This window comes from Sinorhizobium mexicanum, assembly GCF_013488225.1.
GTDB lineage: Bacteria > Pseudomonadota > Alphaproteobacteria > Rhizobiales > Rhizobiaceae > Sinorhizobium > Sinorhizobium mexicanum.
In genome coordinates this window covers 2608848-2633450 of sequence record NZ_CP041238.1, presented here as the reverse complement: position 1 = coordinate 2633450, position 24603 = coordinate 2608848, and the positions used below count along the sequence as shown (strand labels likewise).

The window sequence follows — 24603 nt, the reverse complement described above, 5'->3', positions numbered from 1 at the left end:
AATATAGGCGATAGTCTTCATTCCTTTAGCGTTAGTCCTGAATATGGCCGTCGATCCGCTTGCAGAAATCGTGACCCTGCTACAGCCTGCCGCCCGCTTTTCGAAATTGGTGGAGTGTGCCGGCTCCTGGCGCATTCATCGTGAAGCCACCGGCGAACCATTCTATTGCGCGATCCTGGAAGGGACCTGCCGCGTGAAGTTCGGCAGTCACCCACCGTTCGTCCTCCAGGCCGGTGACTTCGTGCTTGCGCCGGCGATGGCCGATCTGGTCAACGAGAGCATCGATGCGCCGGCCGATCTCTCCACCATGATCCCGACGCAGGTCCGCGACGGGCATTTCCGTGTCGGACGCCACAACGGGCCTGCCGATCTGCGCATGCGGATCGGGCATTGCAGCTTCGGCGCGCCGGATACGGCCCTGCTTGTCTCTCTCTTGCCGGATGTGGTTCTCGTGCGTGGCGAACCCCGGCTTGCCACGCTGATGCAGTTGGTGGGCGAGGAAACGCGCGAACGGCGGCCGGCGCGCGAACTCGTGCTGGAACGGCTGTTGGAGGTGTTGTTGATCGAAGCATTGCGTTCCGGCCCGGAAACGACAGCCGCGCCGGGCTTGAGCCGCGGCCTTGCCGATGAACGCCTGGCGGCCGCGCTTCATGCCCTGCATGCGCGCCCGGAACATCCCTGGACTGTCTCGGACCTCGCGGCCGAAGCGGCTCTGTCGCGCTCGGCTTTCTTTGCCCGGTTCAGCCGCGTCGTCGGCTTGCCGCCAATGGAATATCTATTGGCTTGGCGCATGGCTCTTGCAAAACAGCTCTTGCGCAGCCGTGACTTGGGCATAGACCAGGTGGCCGAACGCGTGGGTTACGGATCGGCAAGCACTTTCAGCGTTGCCTTTGCGCGACATGCAGGCATGCCACCCGCTCGATATGCTCGCAGCATCCCAAGAAGCGATTAGAAGCCGTGTGAGAGCCGAGCGAGAAGCATATTTGCGCTACACTCCTCCAGGGTTCGCGGCGAAGAAGGGAACGAGCGCCACGGTGACCTCATCCGGGCAGTCTTCGGGCTGAAGATGACCGCCGCTCGTCGCCACGCCCGTGACGTCGCCGGCCCAGAGCCGCCAGATCCCGGCCGGATGCAATCTGCCCGGCTTCTCCTGCGAGTGTGGCCAGAGCACGAGGACAGGACAATCCAGCTTGCGTCCTGCTGCGCGGTCCGCTTGGTCATGGGCAAGATCCTCAGCCAGCGCCGCACGATAGTCTTCACATATTGCGTGCCTGACTGCCGGGTCGCGGAAAGCGGCACGGTACGCTTCCCTTGCCGCCGCCTCAATCACGCGACTGCTTTCTGCATTCATGGACGCAAAGGGCCCGATCGATGAACTCATCCGGTGCGGCTGCGAGCAACCGTTCGGGCAGGTCTGCCTCCTGGCCCAGCAGGAACCAATGATAGCTCTTCTGCGCATAACGATAGTCGACGGCCAGCATCGAATCGAGGGCAGGAATGACGGTGAGCGACGCGAAGCGGGTTACTATGCCAGGATGGTCGAGCACCAGTCTGTAGCCGGCGCGTGCGCCGCGATCATGTCCGGCCAGCGCAAAGCGCTCATGACCGAGCGCCCGCATAAGCGCGACCAATGCTTCACCGACGCGCCGCTTGGTCCAGCGCGGGAACGTCGCGTGCGGCCGGCTGGCGCCATAGCCCGGCAGGTCAGGGATGACCAGCGTGTGGTGACGTGCCAGCATCGGGCCGACCTTGCGCCACGCGATATGCGTCTCGGGAAAGCCATGAAGCAGCAGGAGCGGCGGCCCTGCGCCGCCGATGACGCCGGCGAAGCGAACGCCGCCGGCGTCCATGTCCAGGGTGCGGAAGCCCGGAAAGAACGGCGCTACCGCGTCACGGCTGCGGGCAGCCGTGATGTCGATGGTAGAGTTTGAAGGACGGTGTCGCCGATCCAGGTTCACGTCGATCCTCAGCCCCTGTTGGCGGCCTGCACGAAGGCGGCAAGCTCCTGTCCGTACTGTACCGGCTCCTCATAAAATGGGCTGTGTCCGCTGTCGGAGAAAAGCGAGAGCCTGCTGTTAGCGTGGATGGACTTGATCCGTTCCGACATCGCGACGCGAACCAGCCGGTCGTGGACGCCATGCGTCAGCAGTATCGGGCCGGCAAAGGCGTTGAATACGGGTTCGAGATCGGTTGTCGCTGTCTTGATGAAGCCCTCGTTCACCGCGCGGGCGGTCATGCCGTTGATGACCAGCATGCGCTGCATCTCCACAGCGGTCGGCGGCCGGTGGAAGCAGGCGGCGAGGAAGTCGGCCGTGGCCGCGGTGCGCTCTGCCAGATCGTGCGAGGTGCAGGTGCCGGTGAAGGTCGCCGCCTCCTCGGTGAGGAGATCCGGCGACAGCCTGGTGACGGCGTCGACCAGATTGACGCCGGCAACTGCCGAACCCCCGTATTTGCGCAGATAGGCGCCGGCCACGAAGCCGCCGAGTGACCATCCCACGAGCACCGGCCGGCGAAGCTTGGCGGCGGCGATTACGGCGGCGACGTCGTCCGCCCATCGATCGGCATCGGAATAGGCGTCGAGTGCAGTCGGCTTGTCGGAATCGCCATGGCCGCGAAGGTCGAAGCTCGCCATGCGAAAGCCCGCCAGCGCAGGATCGGCGAACTGCTTTTCCCAGCTCAGGCGGCTCTGACGCAGGCCATGGATGAACAGGACCTCCGGCGCCTGGCTGTCGCCCTGCGCCTCGCCTGTCAGCATCACGCCATCCGCCGAGCGGACGACGAATGGCTCGCGCGCTGCCGCAGGCGCTCCATCGGCCTTCGACCGAGGGGCAGCGCTGCCGGCGGATGCCGCATGAGCTTGCCGCGCGGCATGGGCGGCTTCGATGGCCAAGGTGGCGAGGCCGGCCGCGCCGGCGAGGAAGGTACGTCTCGAGTGATTCATGAGTGTTGCTCCGCGTTGTTTAGCGAACGCTATTCAACCTACTTGACTTCGCCTGTCAAGGGTTGTTTAGTGGCCGCTATGGAAAGCAAAGCAAAATCACGCGGCGGACGACCTTGGAGTTTCGACCGACAAAAGGCGGTCGAGACCGCGATGCGGCTGTTCTGGCGGCACGGCTATGAAGGGGTGTCGATCGGTGATCTCACGACGGAGATAGGGATAGCGCCTCCAAGCCTCTACGCTGCCTTTGGCAGCAAGGCGGATCTCTACCGGGAAGCGGTTGCACGCTACGAGCAGACGCTCGGATGCCTGGATGTGGCATCCATCAAATCGGGGGGGGCGCTGGCGGACGCAGTACGAGTATTGCTCGAGGGAGCCGTGAGAGCCGTAACCGACCCTCACCGTGAACGTGGCTGCCTGATCTCAAGCGGTATGGTCGCTTGTCATCCGGAACATGCCCCGCTCGCCCGCGACGCGGCCACGCGGCGTGATGCTATGCGCGAGCGGATTGCGGAAGCGCTCCAGCCCTTTGCCCGCGTGGACGAGGTTCAGCGCTTGGCGCGCCATCTGGCTGCCGTCATGCAGGGTATTTCGATCCAGGCGCGCGACGGTTGCGAGCTAGCGGAACTGCAGGAGATCGTTGAAGATGTAGTGGCGGGCGTCGCAGCACGGTTTCCCAAGGATGGGCGAAAACAGTGACTGCCAAACGCAGGACCGCACTGCGGTACGGAATGCGCAATTTCAAGGAGTTAGACCGGCGCGCGCCAGCCCGTGCGCCACCAGCCGGTCGATGAGCTCGGCATAGCTGACGCCGCTTGCGGCCATCGCCTTCGGATACATGCTGATGTCGGTGAAGCCGGGAATGGTGTTGAGCTCGTTGATGAGGAAGCGCATGTCCGGCGTCAGGAAGAAATCGACGCGCGCCATGCCGTCGCAGCCGACCGCCCGGAAGGCCATCGCGGCCGTTGCGCGGATGCGGACTTCGATCTCTTCCGGCAGCTCCGCCGGCACCTTCAGCGCCGCGCCATCCTCGTCGATATATTTGGCGTCGTAGCTGTAGAAACCGTGGCTTTCGGCCGGCACGATCTCGCCGGGGCGGGAAACGAAGAGGCCGCCTTCCGGATCCTCCAGCACGCTCAACTCGATCTCGCGGCCGCGGATGAACTCTTCGGCCAGGAGCTTGCGGTCGTGCCTGAAACCCTCCTCAAGTGCGGCCGTGTAGTCCCCTTCGGTCGCAACCTTGCTGACGCCGACGGAGGAGCCCTGGCGTGCGGGCTTGATGAAAAGCGGAAGCCCGAGCGCGCGTTGAAGCTCGGCCAAGGTTGGTGCTGCACCCTGGTGGATGGTGACGGACCGCGCGGTCGGCAGGTCCGCCTCGTGGAGGAGCCGCTTGGCGATGTCCTTGTCGAGCGCGGTGGCGGAACCGAGAATGCCACAGCCGACGAGCGGCACGCAGGCTACCTCGGCGAGTCCCTGCACGGCACCATCCTCGCCGTGGAGGCCATGCAGCACCGGAAAGAGAGCACCGATCTCCGGCAGCGCATAGGGCGCGCCATCGGCCGGGATCGCCAGCATGCGTCCCTTGCCGCCCGGCACGAGCGAGACTTCCGTGCCGCTTACCGGCTTTGAGAGCGTGCCATTCTCGAAGCGGCTCAGCAGCCATTGCCCTTCGCGGGTGATGAAGATCGGGACCGCATCGTATTTTTCGGGTTCCAGCGCGCGCATGACATTGGTTGCCGAAAGCACGGATACGTCATGCTCGGCGGAGCGCCCGCCGAAGAGCACGGCAATGCGCAGTCTGTTCGAAGAAGTGGCCACGAAAAGCTCCCACGGAATCGGGTTTGTATGGCCTACTGCATTTCCTTAAATCGCGACCGATTTAAGGAGAAAATTGCGGGGGCCCCCGCAAGTCAGCTTCGCGCCCAGGAGTCGCCATTTTACCTACAACCTTAAAGGTCTGGGTCGGGTAGGAAACAGCCATTCGGCGTCGTTCGCCGAACGGCTTAACGCGCTTCAGATCTCTGTAAGCATGTCGTTGCCCCAAACCGCTGCAGACTCCTACAGCGCCGCGCGTCTTTTCAGACGCGCAAAGGACGCTGTAGCACTTTGAATTGCTGCATGTCTTTGTCCTTTAATCGGCTACGATTAAAGGCGACATGCAGTAGGCGACATGCATTAATGCTTCAGCCTCGAGCACTTGCAGTCGCGATCGCCCGATCTGGCGTGCAGGTGTGCCCAGGCGCCGCTGGGAAGAGAAGGCTCGAGCAACCACGGCGCAAGTGTCTGGAAGCGCGCCGAAGGCACGGCGACCGGAACCGAATAGCCAAACAGCAGGCCGGTCGGCTCGAAGGAAATCCGCTGCTGTTGCACCTCCGACTGCTCCTCCATGCCGCAGACGGGTTCCAGACGGCGCAGGACCTCGCGTGCCTTCAGCTTGCAGCGAATGTGGTCCGAGTCGTCGGACGCGACCTCGTCGAAACTGAGAAAGACTGCAATGGCAGTATCTCTGCGTCCGGCGGCCAGAAGCGTGACCGCGAGCTTGTAGCGCAGGATACCCCGATGGGGGTGCCGCCCAACGAGCTTCTCGAAGGTTTTGCTTGCCTCGCCATAGGAGCCCTGCTCCATTTGCGTGTCGCCAAGCCGATGAAGGATTTCGTCGGCGTCGGGAAGCGTCGCTAACAGCCCGCGATAGAGATATTCCGCCTCGGCGTGGTCGCCCCTGTCGCTGTAGAGCTGCGCAAGTGCGTAGCGGGCCTGCACATGGCCGGGGATGGTACGGATCACTTGACGATATCCCGCTTCCGCCACGTCGAGCTTGCCCTCGGCATGCAGCGCCATCGCCCGCTCGAACACGAAGCCGACGCTGCGGCGGTTCAGCCTGTCATGCAGGTTTCGGCCCGTCCGGGTTCTAATGAGCACGCTGTGAACCGGACCCTTGTCGATCTCGCCTCTCGCTCGATCCTCGGAGCTTCGGGAAAGCGGCCCGTCGGGAAACGCCTGCAGCAAGTGTTCGAGCCTGGCGGAAGAGGGCTCGCAACGTTCGAACCGCATGCTCGTCCAACTTTCGCTCATGAGGAAGCCGGCGAAGGCGTCCGCCGCCGCGTTCTCCAGGCCGGGCATGCAGAGAAAGCCACTCTCGCCGCTGTCGCGATTGCCGATCATCAGAAGCTGGTCTGAGAAAAGCCCCGTGTCGTCATCCTGGAGAGTCGTAACCTCCAGCGGCAGAAAAGCGTCGTAGCGATGGTCAGTCTGCTCCTGCCCGAAGGCCAGAATGAACCATTGTTCCCGCCTGGACAAGTATTCGTTCAGCCAGGACCAGGAGAGTAAAGGATGAGATTCTGGATCTGAAAGATATACCCGGTTCCAATTTTTTCGAATTTTCTTAAATTCTCTAGAATAGCCAATAACATCTATTGTCATCTTCGCCTCTCTGAGGCGGTATACGCGATACCGACCAATAAAACGTTGATCTAATATAATAAAATCTGAAATAAAAAATCTGGGGCCTAACGGCCATCATGTGTCCATGCAGTATAGAGCGAAGCGCCCGGTACCGGTGCGCCTCGTGATTGATTTTATCAGGCTGGAGCGCGGGATGCGAGCGGAAACAGCGTGCGGTTTTCTCGTCTTCCCAAACGACGCAGGCGATGCGGGGAACGGCGACCGCTTCAAGAACCGATTCTTACCCTCCGCGTCTACTGCATGTCGCCTTTAATCGTAGCCGATTAAAGGACAAAGACATGCAGCAATTCAAAGTGCTACAGCGTCCTTTGCGCGTCTGAAAAGACGCGCGGCGCTGTAGCGCATCGGCCCGAAAATCGGAATCGATTTTCGGAAAGCACGATGCGTAGATTCAAAGACTTACAGCGTCCTTTGTGCGTCCTGAAGGACGCACGGCGCTGTAATACATGCGCCCAGAAGTGGGCAGCAGATTTGGGGCAACGACAGCACGAAAGAACTCAAGCGCGCCGCGTGAGGTACCGCATCAGTCGGCGAGCCCGACGCGGCGATGCCAGCTTGGGGCTCAATCGAGCCGTTCATTTGGCCCGCCGCCGATGACCGAAGTGGAGCGGGACGCGCCTTTGTGGCTTAACGGTAAAGGTCCGGAAGTCGATTCAATATCGACCGCTTGCCCCCTACGGCCCGATCTGGATTTCCCCCTCGATCCGGGCGATCTCGAAATCGCTGATCAATATGTCGAGCCGGACTTTCCAGAGGCCGGGGAGGGGCAGCAGGAGGTCGGAGGTCCGCCATGTTCCGTCCGCGGCCTTGCTGGCCTTGCGCTTTATCTCGGTGACGCCGGCGGACGGGTTGGAGAAGACGAAGGTGACCTCCTTCGGGTCAAGGGCAGAAAAGTCGCCGTCCATGACAAGGGCAGAGGCTTCGACCGGTCCCGGTTGGCCCGGTGTGATGGTTATTTCCGCCATCGCCTTTTCCCCGTGAATGTGGACCGAGGCGGGCTCCGCGGCGACCGTCACGAGGGCTCGCGGCGGCGGCGTGAAACGCCACGAAGCCGTCACGCCGAAAACCAGCAGCACCAGCAGCGTCTCGGCAGCGATCGAGTGCACGAGATGCCGGGCGGCGCCTCGATCGCCGGCTTCGACGCGGTCGGTCAGCACCCATCGATTGATTGCGGCCAGGGCGAAAAGCACGACGAGGAGAGCGAGCTTGACGAGAAAGATATTGCCATAGGCCGTATCGAGGAGTGCCGAGGGCTGCCCCACCTGCACGATCAGCAGCACGATGCCTGCCGCCACGAGAACGGCGACTGAGAAGGGGATGAAAACCGAGAAGCGATGCAGCGCCTTCAGTGCATGCGGGTGGCCGGCCTGGAGCAGTCTTGCGATGGGCACCAGGGCGCCGACCCACAGCGCGATCGTGATTGCATGCAGGAAGACGCTCGGGCGCATCAGCCATTGCGGCTCGGCGGCGCTGGCGTGGCCGCTGAGGGAGAGAGCCAGCGAACCCGCGATCAGTGCCGTGAGTGAAATCCACCGCGCGAGCTGCTCGCGGCGCGAGACGAGCGCAACGCCTGCAAGGGCGAGCGCGACGGTCATCACGATGACCGTCTTGCCGAAACTTGTTCCGAGTCCTGTCGACCACGCCGAGGGCTCAGCCAGCGCCGAAAGCGGTCTGCCGAGCGCGTCCAGTCCCTGAAACCCGGCGGAAAGAGCCGTTCCCGCAAGCCCGATGCCAAGCATTGCCGCAATGAACCGCCGCCCGGCTCGCGCGCCCTGCAGGAGCCAGCTCAAGGCGAAGACGCCGCCGATGCCGAAAAAAAGACCGGCATAGAGCGCGACACGGCTTGTCCAGAGCGCAGCGCGCACCGGCCAGTCGATCGCTTCGCCGGCATAAGTCGACCCGCTCGGCGAGCCTATGGAAAAAAGGATCGAGCCGCTGACCGGATGTCCGTCTTCGGAGACGACGCGCCAGGAAAGGACGTGCGTGCCGGCGGTAAGGCCGGGCGGCACCTCGATTTCCACCGTGCGATCCCGGAGCGAAAACCGCTCGAGCGCGACCGCGGAACCATCCGGCTTGACCAGTTTCAACGCCAGAGGTGACACCGGCTCGCTGAACGACAGCGCAAGTGTTGTGGGCGAAGTGGGAACGACCGCGCCATCCCGCGGCTCGGTCGCGGTCAGCGACGCATGGGCAAGCGCCGCCGTCGCCAGGAAAAGCCAGGCCAGAACGGCGATCGTTACCCGGCCAAGGCCGGGCGGAAACTTCGTGGCCGCGAGCGTATTCACCGGAAGATCCTGACATCGAAAGGAAGCCGGCGCCGAAGCGCCGGCTCATTTGCTCAATATTGCGAACTCAATGTCCAGAGGCTTTTTTGAGCAGTTTCAGACCCGGCGCCGGCAATTCGAGATCGTCGGAAGTCTGGCCGGCAGCCGGAATCTCGATCCAGCGTTCGGCAAGGCCATCGGGGCACTCCTGCACGACCGGGAAATACAGCGTTTCGCCGGCCTTGAGGTCAGGGGTCAGGAAGACGCGCAACGCGAATTCGTCATACTCGTCGTCGGCGAGGCTTCCGCCGCTCCAGATCAGTTCCTTCACGCCTTCGCTGGTCGGCGTGCCGTAGTAGTCATAGGACTTGGTATAGGCGCCCTTGACCTTCTCGATGGTCCAGCCGGCCTTCGGCTGCGGCTTGACCGCAATGACGCCTTCCGGGATCTGCACCCGGATGGCTGTCGTCGGCTTGCCCTCGCAACCGTGCGGCACCTGCAGGATCGCCTTGAAGGTCGAGCCGACGGGCGCTTCCTTGACCTGCAGGCTGACATGCGCCAGCGCGGCGCCGGTTCCAAGCGCCAGGATGGCTGCGGTCGTGATGAACGTCTTGAACATATTTCTTCTCCATGTCGCCGGCGCTTCAGCGCGGCGGTGATTTTAGCGGCACGAGGGCCTGATGCCGAGGGTCTTCCGCCTGCGAATGTCAGGCGCTGTGGGTCGGCTCATATTGGATTGGATGCGCTGAGCGACTAAACGTTCGCGAAATCAGCGTGATGCAGATGGTTTCGCATCTGGTGAGGAGGCGCCCGTGGGCTTCCTTGAAACTCGTTCAGCCATTGGCGAAGGCCGGGACCGTCCCTTTTCGCAGGGAGATCGACGGGTGTCGCATACTGCGCGTCAAAAACGTAAAGCTGTCTCCCCGGAATTGCCGGATGCGCAAACATCCCGCAAGCCAGCGTGCAGCAGTCCTGCTTTCCCGAGTGATCGCTCGCTGGCGCCTGCTCGTGTTGGCCGTGGTGTCCGTGGTCCGCGTCCGAGATGCAAAGCGGGTTTCCGAAGCTATCCAGCACAACCGGTGCGGCGCTGGCCGCAACTCCGCTCGCAGCCTCTAGGACGAGCAGGCAGGCGGCGACAAGCGCCACCCATATGCTCTTTCCACTGCGCAACTGCTTCAGCATCATTTGCTCCGATCGATCACCTGTCTATCAGCGAAGATCTCACTTGAATATGCTCTCGATCAAACAGATTGAGGAAAATGGCCGGCATCAGGAGTACGACGGTACGCGTGATGCAACGGCTCATGCAGTGTGGACCAGACCGCATTTGGTGGGAGGCGAAAGCCCCGCCGCGCTGGCGGTGGGGCTACTGCATGTCGCCTAATCGTAGAGAAGACGCGCGGCGCTGTAGTTGGTCTACAAGTCTGCGGCTGGCTATTGCGACTTTTGTGGATCGTCGGCCGGATTGACATAGTTGAGCCCCCATGGGCCATTGGTGGTGATCTGGATTACCGTTTCCTCGTCGAAGTAGGCGAAATGCGCGGTGCCGGGCGGCAGCGCGAAGAAACTGCCCGCAGGCAGCGCGTGGGCGGAACCCTTGTCCGCGGTTTCGCCCATCCCAAGATTGAAAGTCCCTGATATGACAGTGACCACCTCATCCGCAGGATGGGTGTGCGGCGGAACCGCATACCCGGGCGGCACCTTAAGCCTGAGGGCAAACAAACCCTGCTTGGTGGGATCGCCGAACAAGACCGCCGCTTGTGCTCCGGCAGGAAGGATCTTGGGGGCCGGACCCCACTTGATATCATCGGGAGCGACCATTGTGTGCTCATCCCCCGCCGAGGCAAAGGAGGCGGCTCCGCAGAGTCCAATCCAGCCCACTGCGATTATCGATGCGATCTTCATGATAGACCTCCCTCTATTGCCAGGCCCTTGTGCCTCGGCTGCGCGCTGGGGCAGGCCCGCGAGGCGTTCAGATTAGGTCCGCGGACCACACCTGGGCAAGCGCTTCTCGGTGATCCGAGCGAACTTCGGAGAAAGCCAATGGCTGAAAGCAGCCGCCGCCTCGGCTCCACGTCGCCGCCATCGAGGCGGCCGGCGTGGTTGACGCTTTATCGCGTCTGCAGCCCGAATTGCCGCCAAGGCGCGTCGGCTCGCCCCCATGGACGCTGGATTGCAATCAGAAGCGGACGCGAGAGGGTGTCCTCGCGCCCGGTACCGTATCCGATACGAGATGCTATCACGCCTTCCTGACCGGCGGGATGACCCACGAACCATCCAGAATGGACGGCGGGCTGTCGTCGGGCCAGTAGAGCCGCATCATCAGGATGAACTTTTCCTTTGGCGCCGGCAGCCAGTTGGCCTCCTTGTCTGCACCGGGGGATTCGTTCTGGATGTAGATATCCGTCGACCCGTCCGCATTCACCTTGAGATCCTGCCTTGCGCTGATCGAGTAGCGGTTGATCGGGTTGTCGACGAAGAAGTACTTGTCGTTGTACATCGTGATCGACCAAAAGCCCCGGACGGGCGGCAGGTGTCCCTTGGGGAAGGTCAGCACGTACTTGTTCGTCCCGTGATAGGCACGAGAAAAAAGGCCGTCCTTCGATTTCAGCGAGGTCGGATAGACGGCGTCCTGCGGGCGGTTGGCCCCGAGCCCTATGGCCGTTACGAGGGCCCGCTGGAGGTAATTGTCACCGTAGATGCCGGTCCTGGTGGTGTAACCCCAGCCGTTGATGTCCTTGACGTCCCCGTCGCTGAACTTGAAATGCAGCATGATGCGGTGGAAGGCGATCTCGGGAATCCGCTTGATGAAGGCAGCGTCCAGCTTGCTTTTGTCGAAGTCCTGGCCCGGGACGATGCCGATTTGTGCGAATTTCGCCACCATGTCCGCATCCGCGGCTGTCGGCGGATTGGTTTTCAAGAGTTCGCTCAGCAGGGTGAAATATTCGATCGCATCCATGCGGTTGACCTGCTCGCGCACTGCGGTCTTCATGTCGATGCTCGGATCGACCTTGGCAGGCGGTGGGGTCCAGTCCTTGCCGTAGGCGCTGAGCGGCACCAGCTTGCACTGATCCTGCAATTCATGGACGGCCTTGTAATCTTCCGCCGTGCCGTCGCAATAGATCCGGCCGAGAATCCAGACGATGCCCGTCGGCGACTTGTACTCGGTGACACCATCGGGAATATCGCCCTGCCAGCCGGGGCCCGTGATCGCGTAGGATTGCGCGCCGTCGCCGGTCGTTCGTTTTCCCGGCACCTGAAACACCGTTGTCCACCCATCGAGCATCGGAAACAGGAAGTAGCGATCCTTCATATCCGGGATCGACAGCACCCATGGCTCCTTCGCCACGTCGATGAACGCGGTCGTATAGAGGGTGTCGGCGTTCGGCGCCGTAACGTCCTTGAAGGACGCATTCGGGTATTCGCGAAGCTTGATGATGTGGCCCATCGGGCCCTTGCTGCCCTCGGGCTTTTCGACATTGGTGATGACCCGGCGGGTCATTTCCGTCGTTACGAGCGGGTAGCCGTAGATGTAGGCGTCGACGGCCAGCCAGAACTCATCGGCCGCCTCGACGGGGTCGATGAGCGGGGACTCCAAGGCATTCGCGGGTGAAAATGCGGCACTGGCGAGCAAACCGGATCCCCCCAATGCGACGGCACGGCGTGTCAATTCCATAATCGCCTCCTATTTCCCTCATGGCATTTTCGAGGTTAGCACGCGCTATTCGATACTACCAAACATTGTATGTCGTCTGAATTACAGCTCTGGAAACTGAGACGGGAAGCATCATCGCCGAGGGGGAAGGAGATCGATCAAAGCGTATTCTTGTAGATCTGTCCGTCCTTCATGATGAGCTTCAGATTGTTCCGGTCGGCGATCAGCGACATGTCCGCCAGCGGGTCTCCGCCAACCACCAGCAAATCGGCCAGCGCGTCCGCTTCGATGACGCCGAGCTTGCCGGTATAGGGGCTGCGCGGCCCGGAGAGGGCAAGCAGTTCGGCATTGTCCGCGGTTGCCATCCTCAGCACCGCCGCCGGCGCATGCCACCGGGTGAGCTTGGCGAGCTGCGCTCCCTGGCGGGCGGCGATCCTTTCCGAAAACAGCGTGTCGGTCCCGAATGCCGTCCTGATCCCGTGCTTCTTCGCCAGCTCGTAAGCGGTGTCCGTGCCGCTGATGACCTGCATCTGGGAAAAGCGTTGCGGCGACCCCTCCGGAAATGGCGCGGCGTCCTCGTCATCCAGAAACGGCTGAAGGCTCCACCATATGCCTTTTTCCGCCATCAGTCTCGCGGTGTCCTCGTCGGCGAGGTGCCCGTGCTCGATGCATCTGACGCCCGCCGCGATCGCCAGCCGGATCGCCTTTGGCGTATAGGCGTGCACGGTGACGTAAGTGTTCCAACCCGCCGCCGCATCGACCGCGGCGCGGAGCTCGGCTTCGGTATATTGGGAGGAGTCGAGCGGATCATGGTCTGAGGTGACGCCGCCGCCCGCCATCACCTTGATGTGGCTGGCGCCGAGGAAAAGTTGCTCGCGCGTTCGCCGCAGCACCTCGTCGACGCCATCGGCGATCGCGGCCGCTCCGCTGCGTTCGGAAAAATGCAGCTGGTCGCCGTCCTGGCGGGGCAGATCGTGGCGCGTGCGAAAGTCTCCGTGGCCGGACGTCTGCGAGATCATCGCCCCGGCCGGCCAGATGCGGGGACCGACGATCGTGCCATCGTCGATCGCCCGCTGCAGCGCAAATACGGGTCCACCGGCATCGCGCGCGGAGGTGAACCCCTGCATCAGGTAATCGCCGGCAGTCCGGGCCGAGCGCAACGCCAGATAATTGGGATCGGCGGTCAGCGCCACCGCCAGGGGAACGGACGAGAAGGTCAAATGTGTGTGGGCGTCGATCAGCCCCGGCATCAATACCCCGCCGGCGCCGTCGATCGTCATCGCTTCCTCGGGTGCCTCCGCCCCGCCATCCTCGACCGATTTGATCCGGTTGCCTTCGACGAGCACGCGCGCACCCTCGCGAAGGGTCGGAGAGGTGCCATCGAAGAGGCGGATGTTGGTGAAGAGGATTGGCCGAGCCGTTGCCGGGGGAGGCGGCTGCAGTTGCGCCGAAGCGGTGGTTCCGAGGCCGACGCCGGTCGCCGCTGCGGCTATTCCCGTCATGAAGTCGCGGCGGGAAAACCGAAGTTTGACGCGCTCGGCGATGTATCGGATTTCGGGCCCGTGGCAGAGGCATCCAATGTGGCCGGGTGTCGCCGTCGTTGCTGCCGAGCAGTCAAACATGCCGTTCTCCCTCCTGCATGCTTCCTTCGGTGGCGGTACGGCAAGGCTTCTCCTCCACCTCACTCCTGCTTGTCACAGGGACGAGGGCGAAGAAGCAGCCGCCAACAGCGCCCGCGTCTTTATCAGACGCGCATAGGGCGCTGTAACATTTTGAATTGCTGCATGGTCTTTCCTTAGATCGCTGCGATCCAAGGAAAATGAAAGGCCGCGCTGTAGATCTACTTGTGTTGATTGCGACGGAGGACCTTGCCCATCAGCAGCATGATCCCGATCGCGATGAAAACGACGCCTGCAATCATATATCCTGCCGCCCCGTAGCGGTAGCCGGACGCCGCCAGGAGGAAACCGATTACGACGAAAATCAATCCGCCGACCTTGCCGAAAAACAGGTTGGACTTCTCTTCCTCTAAGGCCATGACGAACCTCCCCGTCACGTGGAGCCACCTGCTGCATGTATCCTTAAATCGTAGCCGATTTAAGGATAAAAACATGCAGCACTTCAAAGTGTTACAGCGTCCTTTGTGCGTCTGACGAGACGCGCGGCGCTGTAGCCCTATATACAACGGCAGCGCGCCCCGGTCGAGCAAAAGTGGACACGCATACCTTGTGCAGGCGACCTTTTTCGAACGACGTGCAAAGTGGCTCTGTTATTGGTCTCACCAACGAAGCGGTGGCCAGGTTGTAGCCAACTTCATTTCTGCATAGCATCGGCCCAAGCGTTTTTGAGGAACTTGGGGAGGAGGTCCTGCAGCATGGCGAAGCTAGTGTACGCTTTGAACCAGTCCCTGGATGGGTATGTCGACCACACGGAGTTTGCGCCCGATCCCGCGCTCTTTCGCCATTTCATCGACGACGTGCGCGGCCTTGCCGGCAGCGTGTACGGTCGCCGCATGTACGAGGTGATGCGGTATTGGGACGAAGACCATCCCGAGTGGGACGAGGAGGAACGCGACTATGCAGCGGCGTGGCGGAGCCAACCGAAATGGGTCGTGTCGCGCTCGCTGAAGTCCGTCGGCCCGAACGCCACGCTTGTCGCGGATGACATCGAGGCGGCGATACGCGGGCTGAAGGCTCGACTGGATGGGGAGATTGAAGTCGCGGGACCTGAGCTAGCGCAAAGTTTGACCGACCTTGGTCTTGTTGACGAATATCGCCTGTACCTCCATCCCGTCGTGCTTGGTCGCGGCAAGCCGTATTTCGCGGGCCCGCGGCCGCGGCTGCGCCTCGTGGCGAGCGATCGAATTGGCGGGGATGCGATCAGGTTGACATACGTTCCCGCATAATCGCGCCACGAGCCCGGCGGACTGCGGAGAGTCTACGGCCCGATAGGTCGAGACGCGGGATGCGGGCGGAAAACCGAGCACTTTTTCTCATTTGTCAGCTTGATGCGGCCGCGGCCTCGTCCGTCTTGCCGGCTCGGGCGGCGCTCCATTGCTCGGCTGCAAGCTCGATGAATGCCTTGACCAGCGGCGAAAGGTGCCGACTGCTCGGGTAAAGAACATAGAGGCCGCCGGCTGGCGTCGTGTAATCGTGGAGAACGCGGCGCAATCGCCCCTCGCTGACAAGCGCCTCCGCGATCCCCTGCGGCACCTGGGCGATGCCGTAGCCAGCGATCGCGGCGGCCACGACCGCCTGCATTTCATTGGCGGCGAAGCGTCCAGCCACGGTGACCGTTTCCTGGCCGTGCGGCCCGTCCAGCACCCAGTGGGCGCTGGCGGCCGAGAGGCCCGCGATGACGCACTGATGGCGGGCGAGATCTGCCGGTCCGTCCGGAACCCCTGAACGGGCGACGTAGTTGGGACTGGCGCAGAGCAGCCTGTGCGTGGACCCCAGCTTGCGCGCGATCAGCGTTGAGTCCGCAAGGATGCCGGTACGGAAGGCGAGATCGATGCCGTTCTCGACCAGGTTGAGATTGTCGTCGGTCAGGCGCAGTTCGACCTTGGTTTTCGGATAGATTGCCAGAAAGTCGACCACGGCGCGGGTCAGGAAATGGCCGCCGAAGCCGACGGGAGCGGAAATGCGAATTGTGCCTGACGGCTCCGCCCTCGCTTCCGCGAGGCGCAGATTTGCTTCCTCTATCGTCCTCAGCGCCTGGCTGCTCTGCTCGTAGTAGAGACGCCCGGCGTCGGTCACGTTGAGGCTGCGCGTCGTGCGCTGGAGCAGGCGGACCCCGACCTCGCGCTCGAGCGCGGCAATGCGGCGGCTGACGGTCGTCTTGGGCATGCCGAGCTGTCGCGCCGCAGCGGTGAAACTGCCGGCTTCGACGACGCGAGCGAAGACCGCGATATCGTTGAGATCGAGCATTGTATCCTGTCTTGGGACAAAGTTTCCCGATTATAGGCAATTATGGACCAAAGCGGCAGACCCTAACTTCGCTCTGTTGAAAACCAAGGAGCAGACACATGACCACGAAGCGAAACGTTCTCGTCACCGGCGCCACCGGCCAGCAGGGAGGCGCCGTCGCGCACGCGCTGCTTGCCAGGGGACACCGCGTCAAGGCGTTGACGCGAAAGCCCGACAGCGATGCCGCGCGGCAGCTGGCCTCTGCCGGTGCGGAGGTCGTGGGCGGCGATCTCGGCGATCCGGCCTCCATCGTGAAGGCCGCACGCGGCGTGGACGCCATGTACCTGATGGGCAACAGCTACGAGGCCGGGACAGAGGAGGAGATCCGCCAGGGGATCATTGCCGCCGATGCGGCGAAGGCTGCCGGCGTCGGGCACCTGATCTATTCGTCCGTTGCCGATGCCGACAAGAAGACGGGCATCCCGCACTTCGAAAGCAAGTATCGCGTCGAGAAGCATGTCGCAGAGCTCGGCATCCCCTACACGATCAGCGCGCCGGTCGCCTTCATGGAGAACATTGTCGCGCCGTGGTCGATCGATGCGCTGCGCCAGGGCACTCACGCCTTTGCGATGCCCGCCCACCGCCGCCTGCAGCTGGTGGCGCTCGCGGACATCGGTGCCTTCGTTGCGGCACTGGTCGAGCGCGGCGCGCATGTCTTCGGCACGCGCTTCGATATCGCCGGGGACGAACTCACCGGCGAAGAGCAGGCGGATATCCTCTCGCAGGCGATCGGGCGCCCCATCCACTATCAGGAGGTCCCGATCGCCAAGGCTCGCCAGCAAAGCGAGGATGCGGCGCTGATGTTCGAGTGGTTCGACCGCGTCGGCTACGACGCCGACATCGCGGCACTGCGCCGGGAGTTTCCGGAGGTTCACTGGCTGAGCTTCGCGGACTGGGCGCGCGCCTATGATTGGAGTGCGCTTGAGCGGACGCCTGCCAGCTGAGCGCGGGCAGCATCCGACCGACCCGGGATCGCGCCAACCGAAGAATGTTTGGCGGCGCAACGGACCGATGAGGACCGCCCCTTCCGCCAGTCATCCCTGTGCTCGTCACAGGGATCCAGGCCACGGCGCGTCGGCGCCGTGGATGACTCGCCTTTTCCGGAAAACGCAGACGAGCTTGCTACCAAGTGCGCCGGAGTCTTTCGCGCCCAAGGACTTGGGCGCACTGGATTCCTGTGACGGGCACAGGAACGAGGGAGTTCGGCGCTATCGCCGCGCCGGATTGTGCCAACCGAATCAAGCAGTCAGCCGAGAAAGTCCCGGATGGCGGCGGCGATTTCCCTGGCGTGGGTCTCCAATGCGAAGTGCCCGGTGTCGAAGAAGATCACCTGCGCTTCCGGATTGTCCCGCTTGAAGGCTTCGGCGCCGGGCGGCAGGAAGAAGGGGTCGTTGCGGCCCCAGGCCGCCAGGAAGCGCGGCCGGTGGGTGCGGAAATATTCCTGGAACACCGGATAGAGCGCGACATTGCTCTTGTAGTCGCCGAAGAGGTCGAGCTGCACGTCGTCGGCGCCGGGGCGGCCGAGGTAATGGTCGTCGAGCGTGTAGCCATCCGGCGAGACCTTCGTGGCGTCCGGCACGCCGTGCGTATATTGCCAGCGGGTCGTCTCCGGGCTCAGCATCATGCGGAGTGCGTTGCGATTGGCGTCCGAGGCCTCCTGCCAATAGGCGCGGATCGGGTTCCAGTCCTCACTCAGGCCCTCGGTATAAGCGTTGCCGTTCTGGGAAATGATTGCGGTGATCCGCTCCGGATGGCGGACGGCGAGGCGGAAGCCGGTCGGCGCGCCGTAGTCGAAGACGTAGACGGCAAAACGGTCGAAGCCGACGATTTCGGTGAAGCGCTCGATCGTCTCGGCGATCGAGTCGAAGCTGTTTGTCTTCGGGTCGTCCGACTGGCCGAAGCCCGGCAGGTCGGGCGCAATGATGTGGTAGCGGTCGGCAAGCAGCGGAATCAGGTCCCGGAACATATGGCTCGACGTCGGAAAGCCGTGCAACAGCAGCAGCTTCTGCGCACCCGGCGCGCCTGCCTCGCGATAGAAGATCTTCAGGCCGTCGACGTCGGTGCTGCGATAGTGGATCTCGGTCATCGTCTTTCTCCTTGCTGGCCGGACTTTGCCGGGCGCCGTTGAGGGATGCGGGCAAGATATGATCTTCCAGCAGGTGCGATAATCGCCTACGCTCAAGAGGCATAGTTTCATAAATTGAGATAATCATGGACCGTTTCGAAGCGATGTCGATCCTTGTTGCGGCGGTGGAAGCGGGCAGCCTCACCGGTGCCGGCCGCCGGCTGAACATGCCGCTGCCGAGCGTCAGCCGGAAGCTCGCGGAACTCGAGGATCATCTCGGAACCCGGCTGCTGACGCGCACCACGCGCAAGCTGACACTGACCGATGCGGGCAAAGACTATTTCCAGTCCTGCAAGCGCATCCTCGAAGAGGTGGGCGATGCGGAGCGGAAGGCGGCGGGCGAGCAGAGCGCGCCGAAGGGCGAACTCGTGGTGACGACGCCGATCGTGTTCGGCCGGCTGCATGTCCTGCCGGTCGTCAGCGCGTTCCTGGCGCTCTATCCGGACATCAATGTCCGGATGCTGCTTTCCGACCGCAATGTGCACCTGCTCGAGGACGATATCGACCTCGCCGTTCGCATCGGCGCGCTGCCCGACAGCACGATGGTCGCAAGGCGCGTCGGTTCCGTGCGCCGCGTGGTTTGCGGAAGCCCCGGCTGTTTCGAGCGCTATGGCGTTCCGGCAAGCCCGGCGGACCTCGAGCGGCTGCCCTGCGTCACCTTCGACATGATGGGGTCGCCGAACCCCTGGCCCTTTGGCAAGGGTGGAAAGGCGCGCGAGGCGGTCGTGGAGATCCGCCCGCGCCTTTGCGTCAATACGGCGGAGGCGGCGCTGGACGCAGCAATCGCCGGCGTCGGCGTGACCCGCGTTCTCTCCTACCAGGCGGCCAGGGCGGTGAAGGAGGGCCTGCTTCAGGTGGTGCTGCAGGCCTTCGAGCCGGCACCGCTGCCGGTCCATATTCTTTATCAGGGACGGGGCGAACTGCCGGTCAAGATGCGCAGCTTCCTCGATTTCGCGGCACCGCGCCTGCGCGGGCGCCTGGAGGCGGTCGCGCTGTCGTGAGGGCGGAGCCGCCTCGGCCGACAACTGCTCACCGCAACGCCTTCATTCACAACGCATGGCTAATTTTCGCTACTTTGAGATGCGTTGGAGCGGTGGCAAACTCAAACAAGACGGGAAATATTCTTCCCGCATTTCGCCCGCCCCCAGCCCCTCCCAAATGGGCGAAAACCTTGCGGCCCCGGATACCCCTACCGGGGCCCTTTCGTTAAGTACCCTTGAAAAAATCCAATAATTACCGGGCCTTCCGCTGCCTGACCTGTCCGCCCGGTCTACGGCGCCGGGCGTCCTGTCAGACGCGCAATGGATGCTGTCGCAAGGGATCTGGAGTTCATAACCGCCCCTTTGCGTCAGAAGCGGTCACTTTTGCAGGGCTGCTGCAGCGTCCTTTGCGCGTGATTGGACGCGCGGCCCTGTAGGCGCGCAAAGAGCGGATTTTGAATACCCTTAATTTTGAATGCCCTAAAATAAATTCTATGGCATGCTGCCTGATGCAATCCCGGAGGAGAGCGTCCATGGACCGCAGGCTGGCCGCGATCCTCGCCGCTGACGTCGTTGGCTTCAGTCGGCTCATGGAGGCCGATGAACCCGGTACGCTCACTTCGTTGATGACTCACCAAAGCGAGCTCCTCAATCCAAAGATTGCAGAGCACAGCGGCCGGGTGGTCAAATTCATCGGCGACGGCATTCTCGCCGAGTTCCAAAGTGTATTGGACGCGGTCGCATGTGCTGTCGACATACAACGCGCGATGATTGTTCGTAATGACCCAATCCCACCAGATCGCCGCATTGAATTTCGGATCGGCATCAATCTGGGAGACGTCATCCTGGAGAACGGTGACATTTTCGGCGACGGCGTGAACGTTGCGTCAAGGCTGGAGGGAGTGGCAAGACCAGGCGGCATCGCCGTGTCGGCCGCGGTGCGCGATCTTGTCCGAGAACGGCTGGACATCGCGTTCGAAGACACCGGAGACCAGCACCTCAAGAACATCACCCGACCGATCCGCGTTTATCAGCTTCACTTAGGGAAGCAGACGCCGAAAGCAGCCAACCTGATCGACACGCCCTTTGCTCTGCCGAAACGACCGTCAATTGCGGTGTTGCCGTTTGAAAACATGAGCGGCGATCCGCGGCAAGACTATTTCGCCGACGGCCTGGTCGACGATCTCATTACTGAACTGGCCAAGATTCACAGCCTCTTCGTGATCGCGCGTAACTCGAGCTTTTCCTACAAAGGCAGGTCGGTCGATGTGAAGCAAGTCGCACGAGATCTGGGCGTACGCTACGTGCTTGAAGGCAGCGTCCGACAATCTGCCAACCGAATCCGCATCACGGGACAGCTTGTGGAGGGGGCGGGTGCGACTCATGTATGGGCGGACAGGCTCGAGGGCTTCGCCGAGGACTTGTTTGACCTTCAAGACCGTTTCGTAACGAGCATCGTCGGTGCGTTGGAGCCGTCAATGCGCCGCGCTGAAATTGAACGAGCGCTCCGAAAACGGCCAGATACACTAGACGCCTACGATCTGTATTTGAAAGCACTTCCCCACACCCATGCGAATTCACCTGCTGAAGCCCAAAAAGCGCTGCAACTGTTGGAGGAGGCGCTGAAGCGCGACCCGAACTATGCACTTGCACATGCCTATGCGGCGTGGTGCCGTGAGCAAAGTTACTTTCGCGGTGGCCTCGATGAACGAGATAAATCCCTCGCGCTGGAACACTGCAATGCTGCGTTCAACTTTGGCGTCGATGACCCGCAGGTCCTGAGCATCGCCGCCTTTGTCCAGGCCAATCTCACGCATGACTACGAAGCGGCCATTCTTGTTCTGGATCGGTCGCTGGAGCTCAATCACAATTCGGCGCTCGCATACGGCTTTAGTGCCTTGGTGAATGCCCATTGCCAGCGAAATGAAAGAGCCATCGAGCATGCACTGCTTGCGTTGAGGCTCAGTCCGTTCGATCCCTTGAACTATCACCCGTACTGTGCGCTGACGTTGGCCCACTGGTTCAGTGGCCGGTTCGAGGAGGCCGCCACCTATGCAGCGCTCGCCGTTGGCGCGAACCCGAACTTCAGCGTCACCTACGCCTACCTCGCGGCGGCATATGTCGAGTTGGGCAATTTCGACGCGGCACGAGTGGCGGCAAAGCGCCTGATCGAGCTCGCACCGTCTTTCACAATCAGCGCCTTCACTCGAATGGGGCCTTTTCGACCCGCGTCAGTGCAATCGCTGGCGAACGCTCTCAAGAAGATACCGCTGCCTCTCTAACCGGTGCCATTTGAGATTCAGTCTCGGTCCCCTTTTGGGGCCGAAAGCCTAATCTATCGCCTTCGCTTAATTATGGGTCCTGACCCTGGAGCGCCGTGCGTTCAAATGAACGCACAAAGGAAGCTCCAGCACTTTGATTCTAGATCGCAGCATCTGCGCTGTCCTTCACGGCGCCGACGCGCCGTGGCTGGTCCCTGTGACGGGCACAGCGATGAGGGAGGGTGAGGTGATCGGCTCACTCCCGGCGCAGCACCCAGCGGAGCGCGGCGGCGATGGCGAGGCCGAGGAGCGGCCAGACGGCCCAGAAGACTCCATCGAAAGTGAGGAGGTTGACGGCGACGACGGTGAGGGCGGCGATGGCAAGCAGGCCGAGGGTGCGGTTGATGTCCTTTCTCCGCCGGAGCCAGAGGAGGGCGTAGAGGATCGAGAGCCCGAGCAGCGGCCAGACGGCCCACAGCACACCGTCCCAGGTGAGGAGGTTTATCGCGACGAGAGTGGCGGCGATCACGGCGATGACGGCGAGCTTGCGGTTGCCGGACGTTGACGCGGAGGTCGTCCCGGAAGGCGCTTGTGGCCGATTGCCATCCGGAGCGCGTTCGCGGCCCCGGGTGCCGGAACGTTCCGCTGCGGCCGTGTCCCCGGGAGCGACGCTCGCCCCGGTGGCCGACCCGGGCGCTGCGTTGGAAGCGGATTGCCGGCCCCAGATGGCGGACGATGCGGCCGACGCTGCGTGCCGGGGTGCACCGCCTGCCTCGGCGGGCTGTTGCGTTGGTGCTGGCCCGGGAGAGGGGTGCACGTCCCGGGTGCGTCCGGGCGCCGCCGCGCCGTTCCCGTAGGCGTCTTGCCTGCTGCCATCCCCGGCGCCGATCCTGACCGCGTAGCTCGCCACGCCGCCCTCGATGTTCTTCACCTCCAACTGGCCCAGGAAATCGAAGCTGACGGCGACCTTGTTGCGCACCTGGTCGTAGACGGTGTTGGAGATGACGATGCCGCCGGCCGGCGCCGTGGCCTGCAGGCGGGCGGCGATGTTGACGCCGTCGCCATAGAGGTCGTCGCCCTCGGCGATGACGTCGCCGAGATTGATGCCGATGCGAAGGAGCATCTGGGTCTCGCGCGACCGCTCGGCATTCAGCCCCGCAAGTTCGTTCTGGACGTCGATCGCGGCGCGCACCGCCTCGACCACGCTCGGGAATTCGGCGATCAGCCCGTCGCCCCAGGTGTTGACGATGCGGCCGTGATGCGTCTCGATCAGCCGTGCCATGGCATCGCGATAGCGCTTCAGCGTCGCGAGCGTGCCTTCCTCGTCCGCCCCCATCAGGCGCGAATAGTCCTGCACATCGGCGCAGAAGATCGTCGTCAGCTTGCGGCGGGTCTCGGGCATGATGGCTTCGTCCTTGCTTCGGGTCCGCCCCCAGCGTCGCGCGTTTGTCGAGACGCGCAAAGGGCGCTGGAGCAGTTTCAGCTGCTGCCTGTTTTATCCTTAAATCGATTCCGATTTAAGGAAACATCCAGCAGGCGGCAGGCGGGGCGGAGGGCGCGTGTTTCGGACAGCAGGCGCGCCACTTCGGATTGCGCGAGTCGACAGCCTTTCATGGCCAGGGGGAAACATTTTCTGCAAATCGGGGACGCCGGTGTCGATACCCCCCTCTGCCCTGCCGGGCATCTCCCCCACAAGGGGGGAGATCGGCAGGGCAGAGGGAGGTGCAACCGCGGTCGGTTTGGAGACGCTGCGCCGCGCTCCCCAGAACCCGCCAGTGGAACAAGTTCGGCTGCTGCGGAATTGTGATGTTCATGAAGAACATGGCTCTTTTCGCAGCATCGCTGACATTGGGTCTCTGCGGCACCGCCGGTGCTCAGGAGCTTCAGCCGGAAGCCATCAACAAGGCTTCGCTCGCCTCCATCCCGCCGGAACGGCCGGCCGAGGACTCGCCCCGGCCGGACCCCGCCATCGTCCATCTCCAGGTGCTTCTCGACCGCGCAGGTTCGTCTCCCGGCGTGATCGACGGTTACTATGGCGAGAACGTCACCAAGGCGATCGCCGGGTTCGAGGCCATGCAGCATCTTCCCGTCGATGGAAAGCCGGACCCGGAAGTCATCGGCAGACTTCCCGACGACAAACCCGTCATCGAGCCCTATCGAGTCAGCGAAGAGGATGCAAAGGATCTCGTCGAGCGCATCCCCGACGACTACGCCAAGCAGGCCGAGATGAAGCACCTTGGCTATACGAGCGTCGCGGAGAAGCTGTCCGAGCGGTTTCACATGGATATCGACCTCTTGAAGGCGCTCAATCCGGGCTCGGCGTTTGCCGTTGGGGACACGGTGTCGGTTGCAATGCCCGGCGCCGCGCAGGAGGGCAAGGGCAGGGTCAAGCGGATCGAGGCGCGCAGGCGCGCGGGCCAGGTCGCGGCCTTCGCGGAAGACGGCTCGCTGATTGCCGTTTATCCGGCCACGATCGGCAGCGAAGAGACGCCTTCGCCTTCCGGCACGCACAAGGTGAAAGGGGTGGGTCGAACGCCCGTCTACGTCTACAACCCCAAAATCAACTTCAAGCAGGGCAACAACACCAAGCGCCTGACGCTGCCCAGCGGCCCCAACAACCCGGTCGGAAGCGTCTGGATCGACCTGACCGAGCCAACCTACGGGATCCACGGCACGCCGGAACCGTCGCTCATCGACAAGGCGGGGTCACACGGATGCGTGCGCCTTACAAACTGGGATGCCGAGGAACTGGCGGGGATGGTCAAGCCGGGGGTAATCGTGGAGTTCACGGATTGACGGCATGGCGGATCCAGCCGCGGCCCAACCTTGCGGCGCGGAAGGGCCTTTTCAGCCCAAGTCCTTGGCGCAAGAGCTCCTGTCCGCTTGACGACAAGCTTTCGAGACATTCACGGCCCGACGCGTCGTGGGTGGAGCGTGATGTCGCCTGCACCGA

At 62.7% G+C, this 24603-nt stretch carries 22 protein-coding genes; 7 read left to right on the top strand and 15 right to left on the bottom strand.

Annotation, left to right across the window (positions count from 1 at the left end):
• The first annotated feature begins 43 nt into the window (after window positions 1-43).
• The gene (locus FKV68_RS12460; RefSeq protein ID WP_180938142.1) at window positions 44-952 is read left to right on the top strand and encodes an AraC family transcriptional regulator; all 909 of its coding nucleotides are present in this window, start codon (window positions 44-46) and stop codon (window positions 950-952) included.
• A 36-nt stretch (window positions 953-988) separates the two neighbouring features.
• Here FKV68_RS12460 and FKV68_RS33065 read toward each other — a convergent pair whose 3' ends face one another.
• Genes FKV68_RS33065 through FKV68_RS12450 form a run of 3 tightly spaced genes read right to left on the bottom strand, consistent with a single transcriptional unit; the run spans window position 989 to window position 2941 of the window.
• Window positions 989-1330 (bottom strand): hypothetical protein, encoded by a 342-nt coding sequence (locus FKV68_RS33065; protein ID WP_245181925.1) that lies wholly within the window; start codon window positions 1328-1330, stop codon window positions 989-991.
• Window positions 1323-1958, bottom strand: coding sequence for an alpha/beta fold hydrolase (locus FKV68_RS33060; protein ID WP_246452494.1), 636 nt, complete (start codon window positions 1956-1958; stop codon window positions 1323-1325). The genes FKV68_RS33065 and FKV68_RS33060 overlap by 8 nt, the downstream gene beginning before the upstream one ends.
• 8 nt (window positions 1959-1966) lie before the next feature.
• Complete coding sequence (locus tag FKV68_RS12450) at window positions 1967-2941, bottom strand: alpha/beta fold hydrolase (RefSeq protein WP_180938141.1); 975 nt, start codon at window positions 2939-2941, stop codon at window positions 1967-1969.
• Window positions 2942-3019: 78 nt separating this feature from the next.
• Between FKV68_RS12450 and FKV68_RS12445 the strand changes: the two genes are divergently transcribed.
• Window positions 3020-3637, top strand: a complete 618-nt coding sequence (locus FKV68_RS12445) for a TetR/AcrR family transcriptional regulator (protein WP_180938140.1) — start codon at window positions 3020-3022, stop codon at window positions 3635-3637.
• Between the two features lie 42 nt (window positions 3638-3679).
• On the opposite strand, the gene FKV68_RS12440 is transcribed toward FKV68_RS12445, so the two are convergent.
• The 9 genes from FKV68_RS12440 to FKV68_RS12400 all read right to left on the bottom strand — a co-directional run bounded on the left by FKV68_RS12440 (window position 3680) and on the right by FKV68_RS12400 (window position 14357).
• Window positions 3680-4756, bottom strand: coding sequence for a D-alanine--D-alanine ligase family protein (locus FKV68_RS12440; RefSeq protein WP_180938139.1), 1077 nt, complete (start codon window positions 4754-4756; stop codon window positions 3680-3682).
• A 357-nt stretch (window positions 4757-5113) separates the two neighbouring features.
• Window positions 5114-6358 (bottom strand): tetratricopeptide repeat protein, encoded by a 1245-nt coding sequence (locus FKV68_RS12435; protein WP_180938138.1) that lies wholly within the window; start codon window positions 6356-6358, stop codon window positions 5114-5116.
• 716 nt (window positions 6359-7074) lie between these two features.
• Entirely contained in the window at window positions 7075-8685 is a 1611-nt protein-coding gene (locus tag FKV68_RS12430; protein ID WP_180938137.1) for a copper resistance CopC/CopD family protein, read from the bottom strand.
• 67 nt (window positions 8686-8752) lie between these two features.
• Window positions 8753-9283 (bottom strand): YcnI family copper-binding membrane protein, encoded by a 531-nt coding sequence (locus FKV68_RS12425; protein ID WP_180938136.1) that lies wholly within the window; start codon window positions 9281-9283, stop codon window positions 8753-8755.
• A gap of 134 nt (window positions 9284-9417) precedes the next feature.
• Window positions 9418-9846: a DUF2946 family protein gene (locus FKV68_RS33740; protein ID WP_180938135.1), complete on the bottom strand. Its 429-nt coding sequence runs from the start codon at window positions 9844-9846 to the stop codon at window positions 9418-9420.
• 252 nt (window positions 9847-10098) lie between these two features.
• Complete coding sequence (locus FKV68_RS12415) at window positions 10099-10569, bottom strand: cupin domain-containing protein (RefSeq protein ID WP_180938134.1); 471 nt, start codon at window positions 10567-10569, stop codon at window positions 10099-10101.
• A gap of 334 nt (window positions 10570-10903) precedes the next feature.
• The gene (locus tag FKV68_RS12410) at window positions 10904-12340 is read right to left on the bottom strand and encodes a DUF1254 domain-containing protein (RefSeq protein ID WP_180938133.1); all 1437 of its coding nucleotides are present in this window, start codon (window positions 12338-12340) and stop codon (window positions 10904-10906) included.
• A gap of 137 nt (window positions 12341-12477) precedes the next feature.
• Window positions 12478-13941, bottom strand: a complete 1464-nt coding sequence (locus FKV68_RS12405) for a metal-dependent hydrolase family protein (protein ID WP_209647383.1) — start codon at window positions 13939-13941, stop codon at window positions 12478-12480.
• 218 nt (window positions 13942-14159) lie between these two features.
• Window positions 14160-14357 carry a hypothetical protein gene (locus tag FKV68_RS12400; protein WP_180938132.1) on the bottom strand — a complete coding sequence of 66 codons (198 nt, stop codon included), beginning with the start codon at window positions 14355-14357 and terminating at the stop codon, window positions 14160-14162.
• 336 nt (window positions 14358-14693) lie between these two features.
• On the opposite strand from FKV68_RS12400, the gene FKV68_RS12395 reads away from it, so the two are divergent.
• Window positions 14694-15224: a dihydrofolate reductase family protein gene (locus FKV68_RS12395; protein WP_180938131.1), complete on the top strand. Its 531-nt coding sequence runs from the start codon at window positions 14694-14696 to the stop codon at window positions 15222-15224.
• Window positions 15225-15318: 94 nt separating this feature from the next.
• Here FKV68_RS12395 and FKV68_RS12390 read toward each other — a convergent pair whose 3' ends face one another.
• On the bottom strand, window positions 15319-16245 hold the full coding sequence (locus tag FKV68_RS12390) for a LysR family transcriptional regulator (RefSeq protein WP_180938130.1): 927 nt from the start codon (window positions 16243-16245) through the stop codon (window positions 15319-15321).
• A 98-nt stretch (window positions 16246-16343) separates the two neighbouring features.
• On the opposite strand from FKV68_RS12390, the gene FKV68_RS12385 reads away from it, so the two are divergent.
• Window positions 16344-17228, top strand: coding sequence for an NmrA/HSCARG family protein (locus FKV68_RS12385; RefSeq protein WP_180938129.1), 885 nt, complete (start codon window positions 16344-16346; stop codon window positions 17226-17228).
• Window positions 17229-17530: 302 nt separating this feature from the next.
• Here the strand turns inward: FKV68_RS12385 and FKV68_RS12380 are convergent, their stop codons facing one another.
• Window positions 17531-18370, bottom strand: a complete 840-nt coding sequence (locus FKV68_RS12380; RefSeq protein ID WP_180938128.1) for an alpha/beta fold hydrolase — start codon at window positions 18368-18370, stop codon at window positions 17531-17533.
• A gap of 125 nt (window positions 18371-18495) precedes the next feature.
• Between FKV68_RS12380 and FKV68_RS12375 the strand changes: the two genes are divergently transcribed.
• On the top strand, window positions 18496-19410 hold the full coding sequence (locus tag FKV68_RS12375) for a LysR substrate-binding domain-containing protein (protein WP_180938127.1): 915 nt from the start codon (window positions 18496-18498) through the stop codon (window positions 19408-19410).
• 512 nt (window positions 19411-19922) lie between these two features.
• Complete coding sequence (locus FKV68_RS12370) at window positions 19923-21671, top strand: adenylate/guanylate cyclase domain-containing protein (RefSeq protein WP_180938126.1); 1749 nt, start codon at window positions 19923-19925, stop codon at window positions 21669-21671.
• 235 nt (window positions 21672-21906) lie between these two features.
• On the opposite strand, the gene FKV68_RS12365 is transcribed toward FKV68_RS12370, so the two are convergent.
• Window positions 21907-23052 carry an adenylate/guanylate cyclase domain-containing protein gene (locus FKV68_RS12365; protein ID WP_180938125.1) on the bottom strand — a complete coding sequence of 382 codons (1146 nt, stop codon included), beginning with the start codon at window positions 23050-23052 and terminating at the stop codon, window positions 21907-21909.
• Between the two features lie 404 nt (window positions 23053-23456).
• Here FKV68_RS12365 and FKV68_RS12360 point away from each other — a divergent pair, with 404 nt between their 5' ends.
• Window positions 23457-24446, top strand: a complete 990-nt coding sequence (locus FKV68_RS12360) for a L,D-transpeptidase family protein (protein ID WP_180938124.1) — start codon at window positions 23457-23459, stop codon at window positions 24444-24446.
• The last annotated feature ends 157 nt before the right edge of the window (window positions 24447-24603 follow it).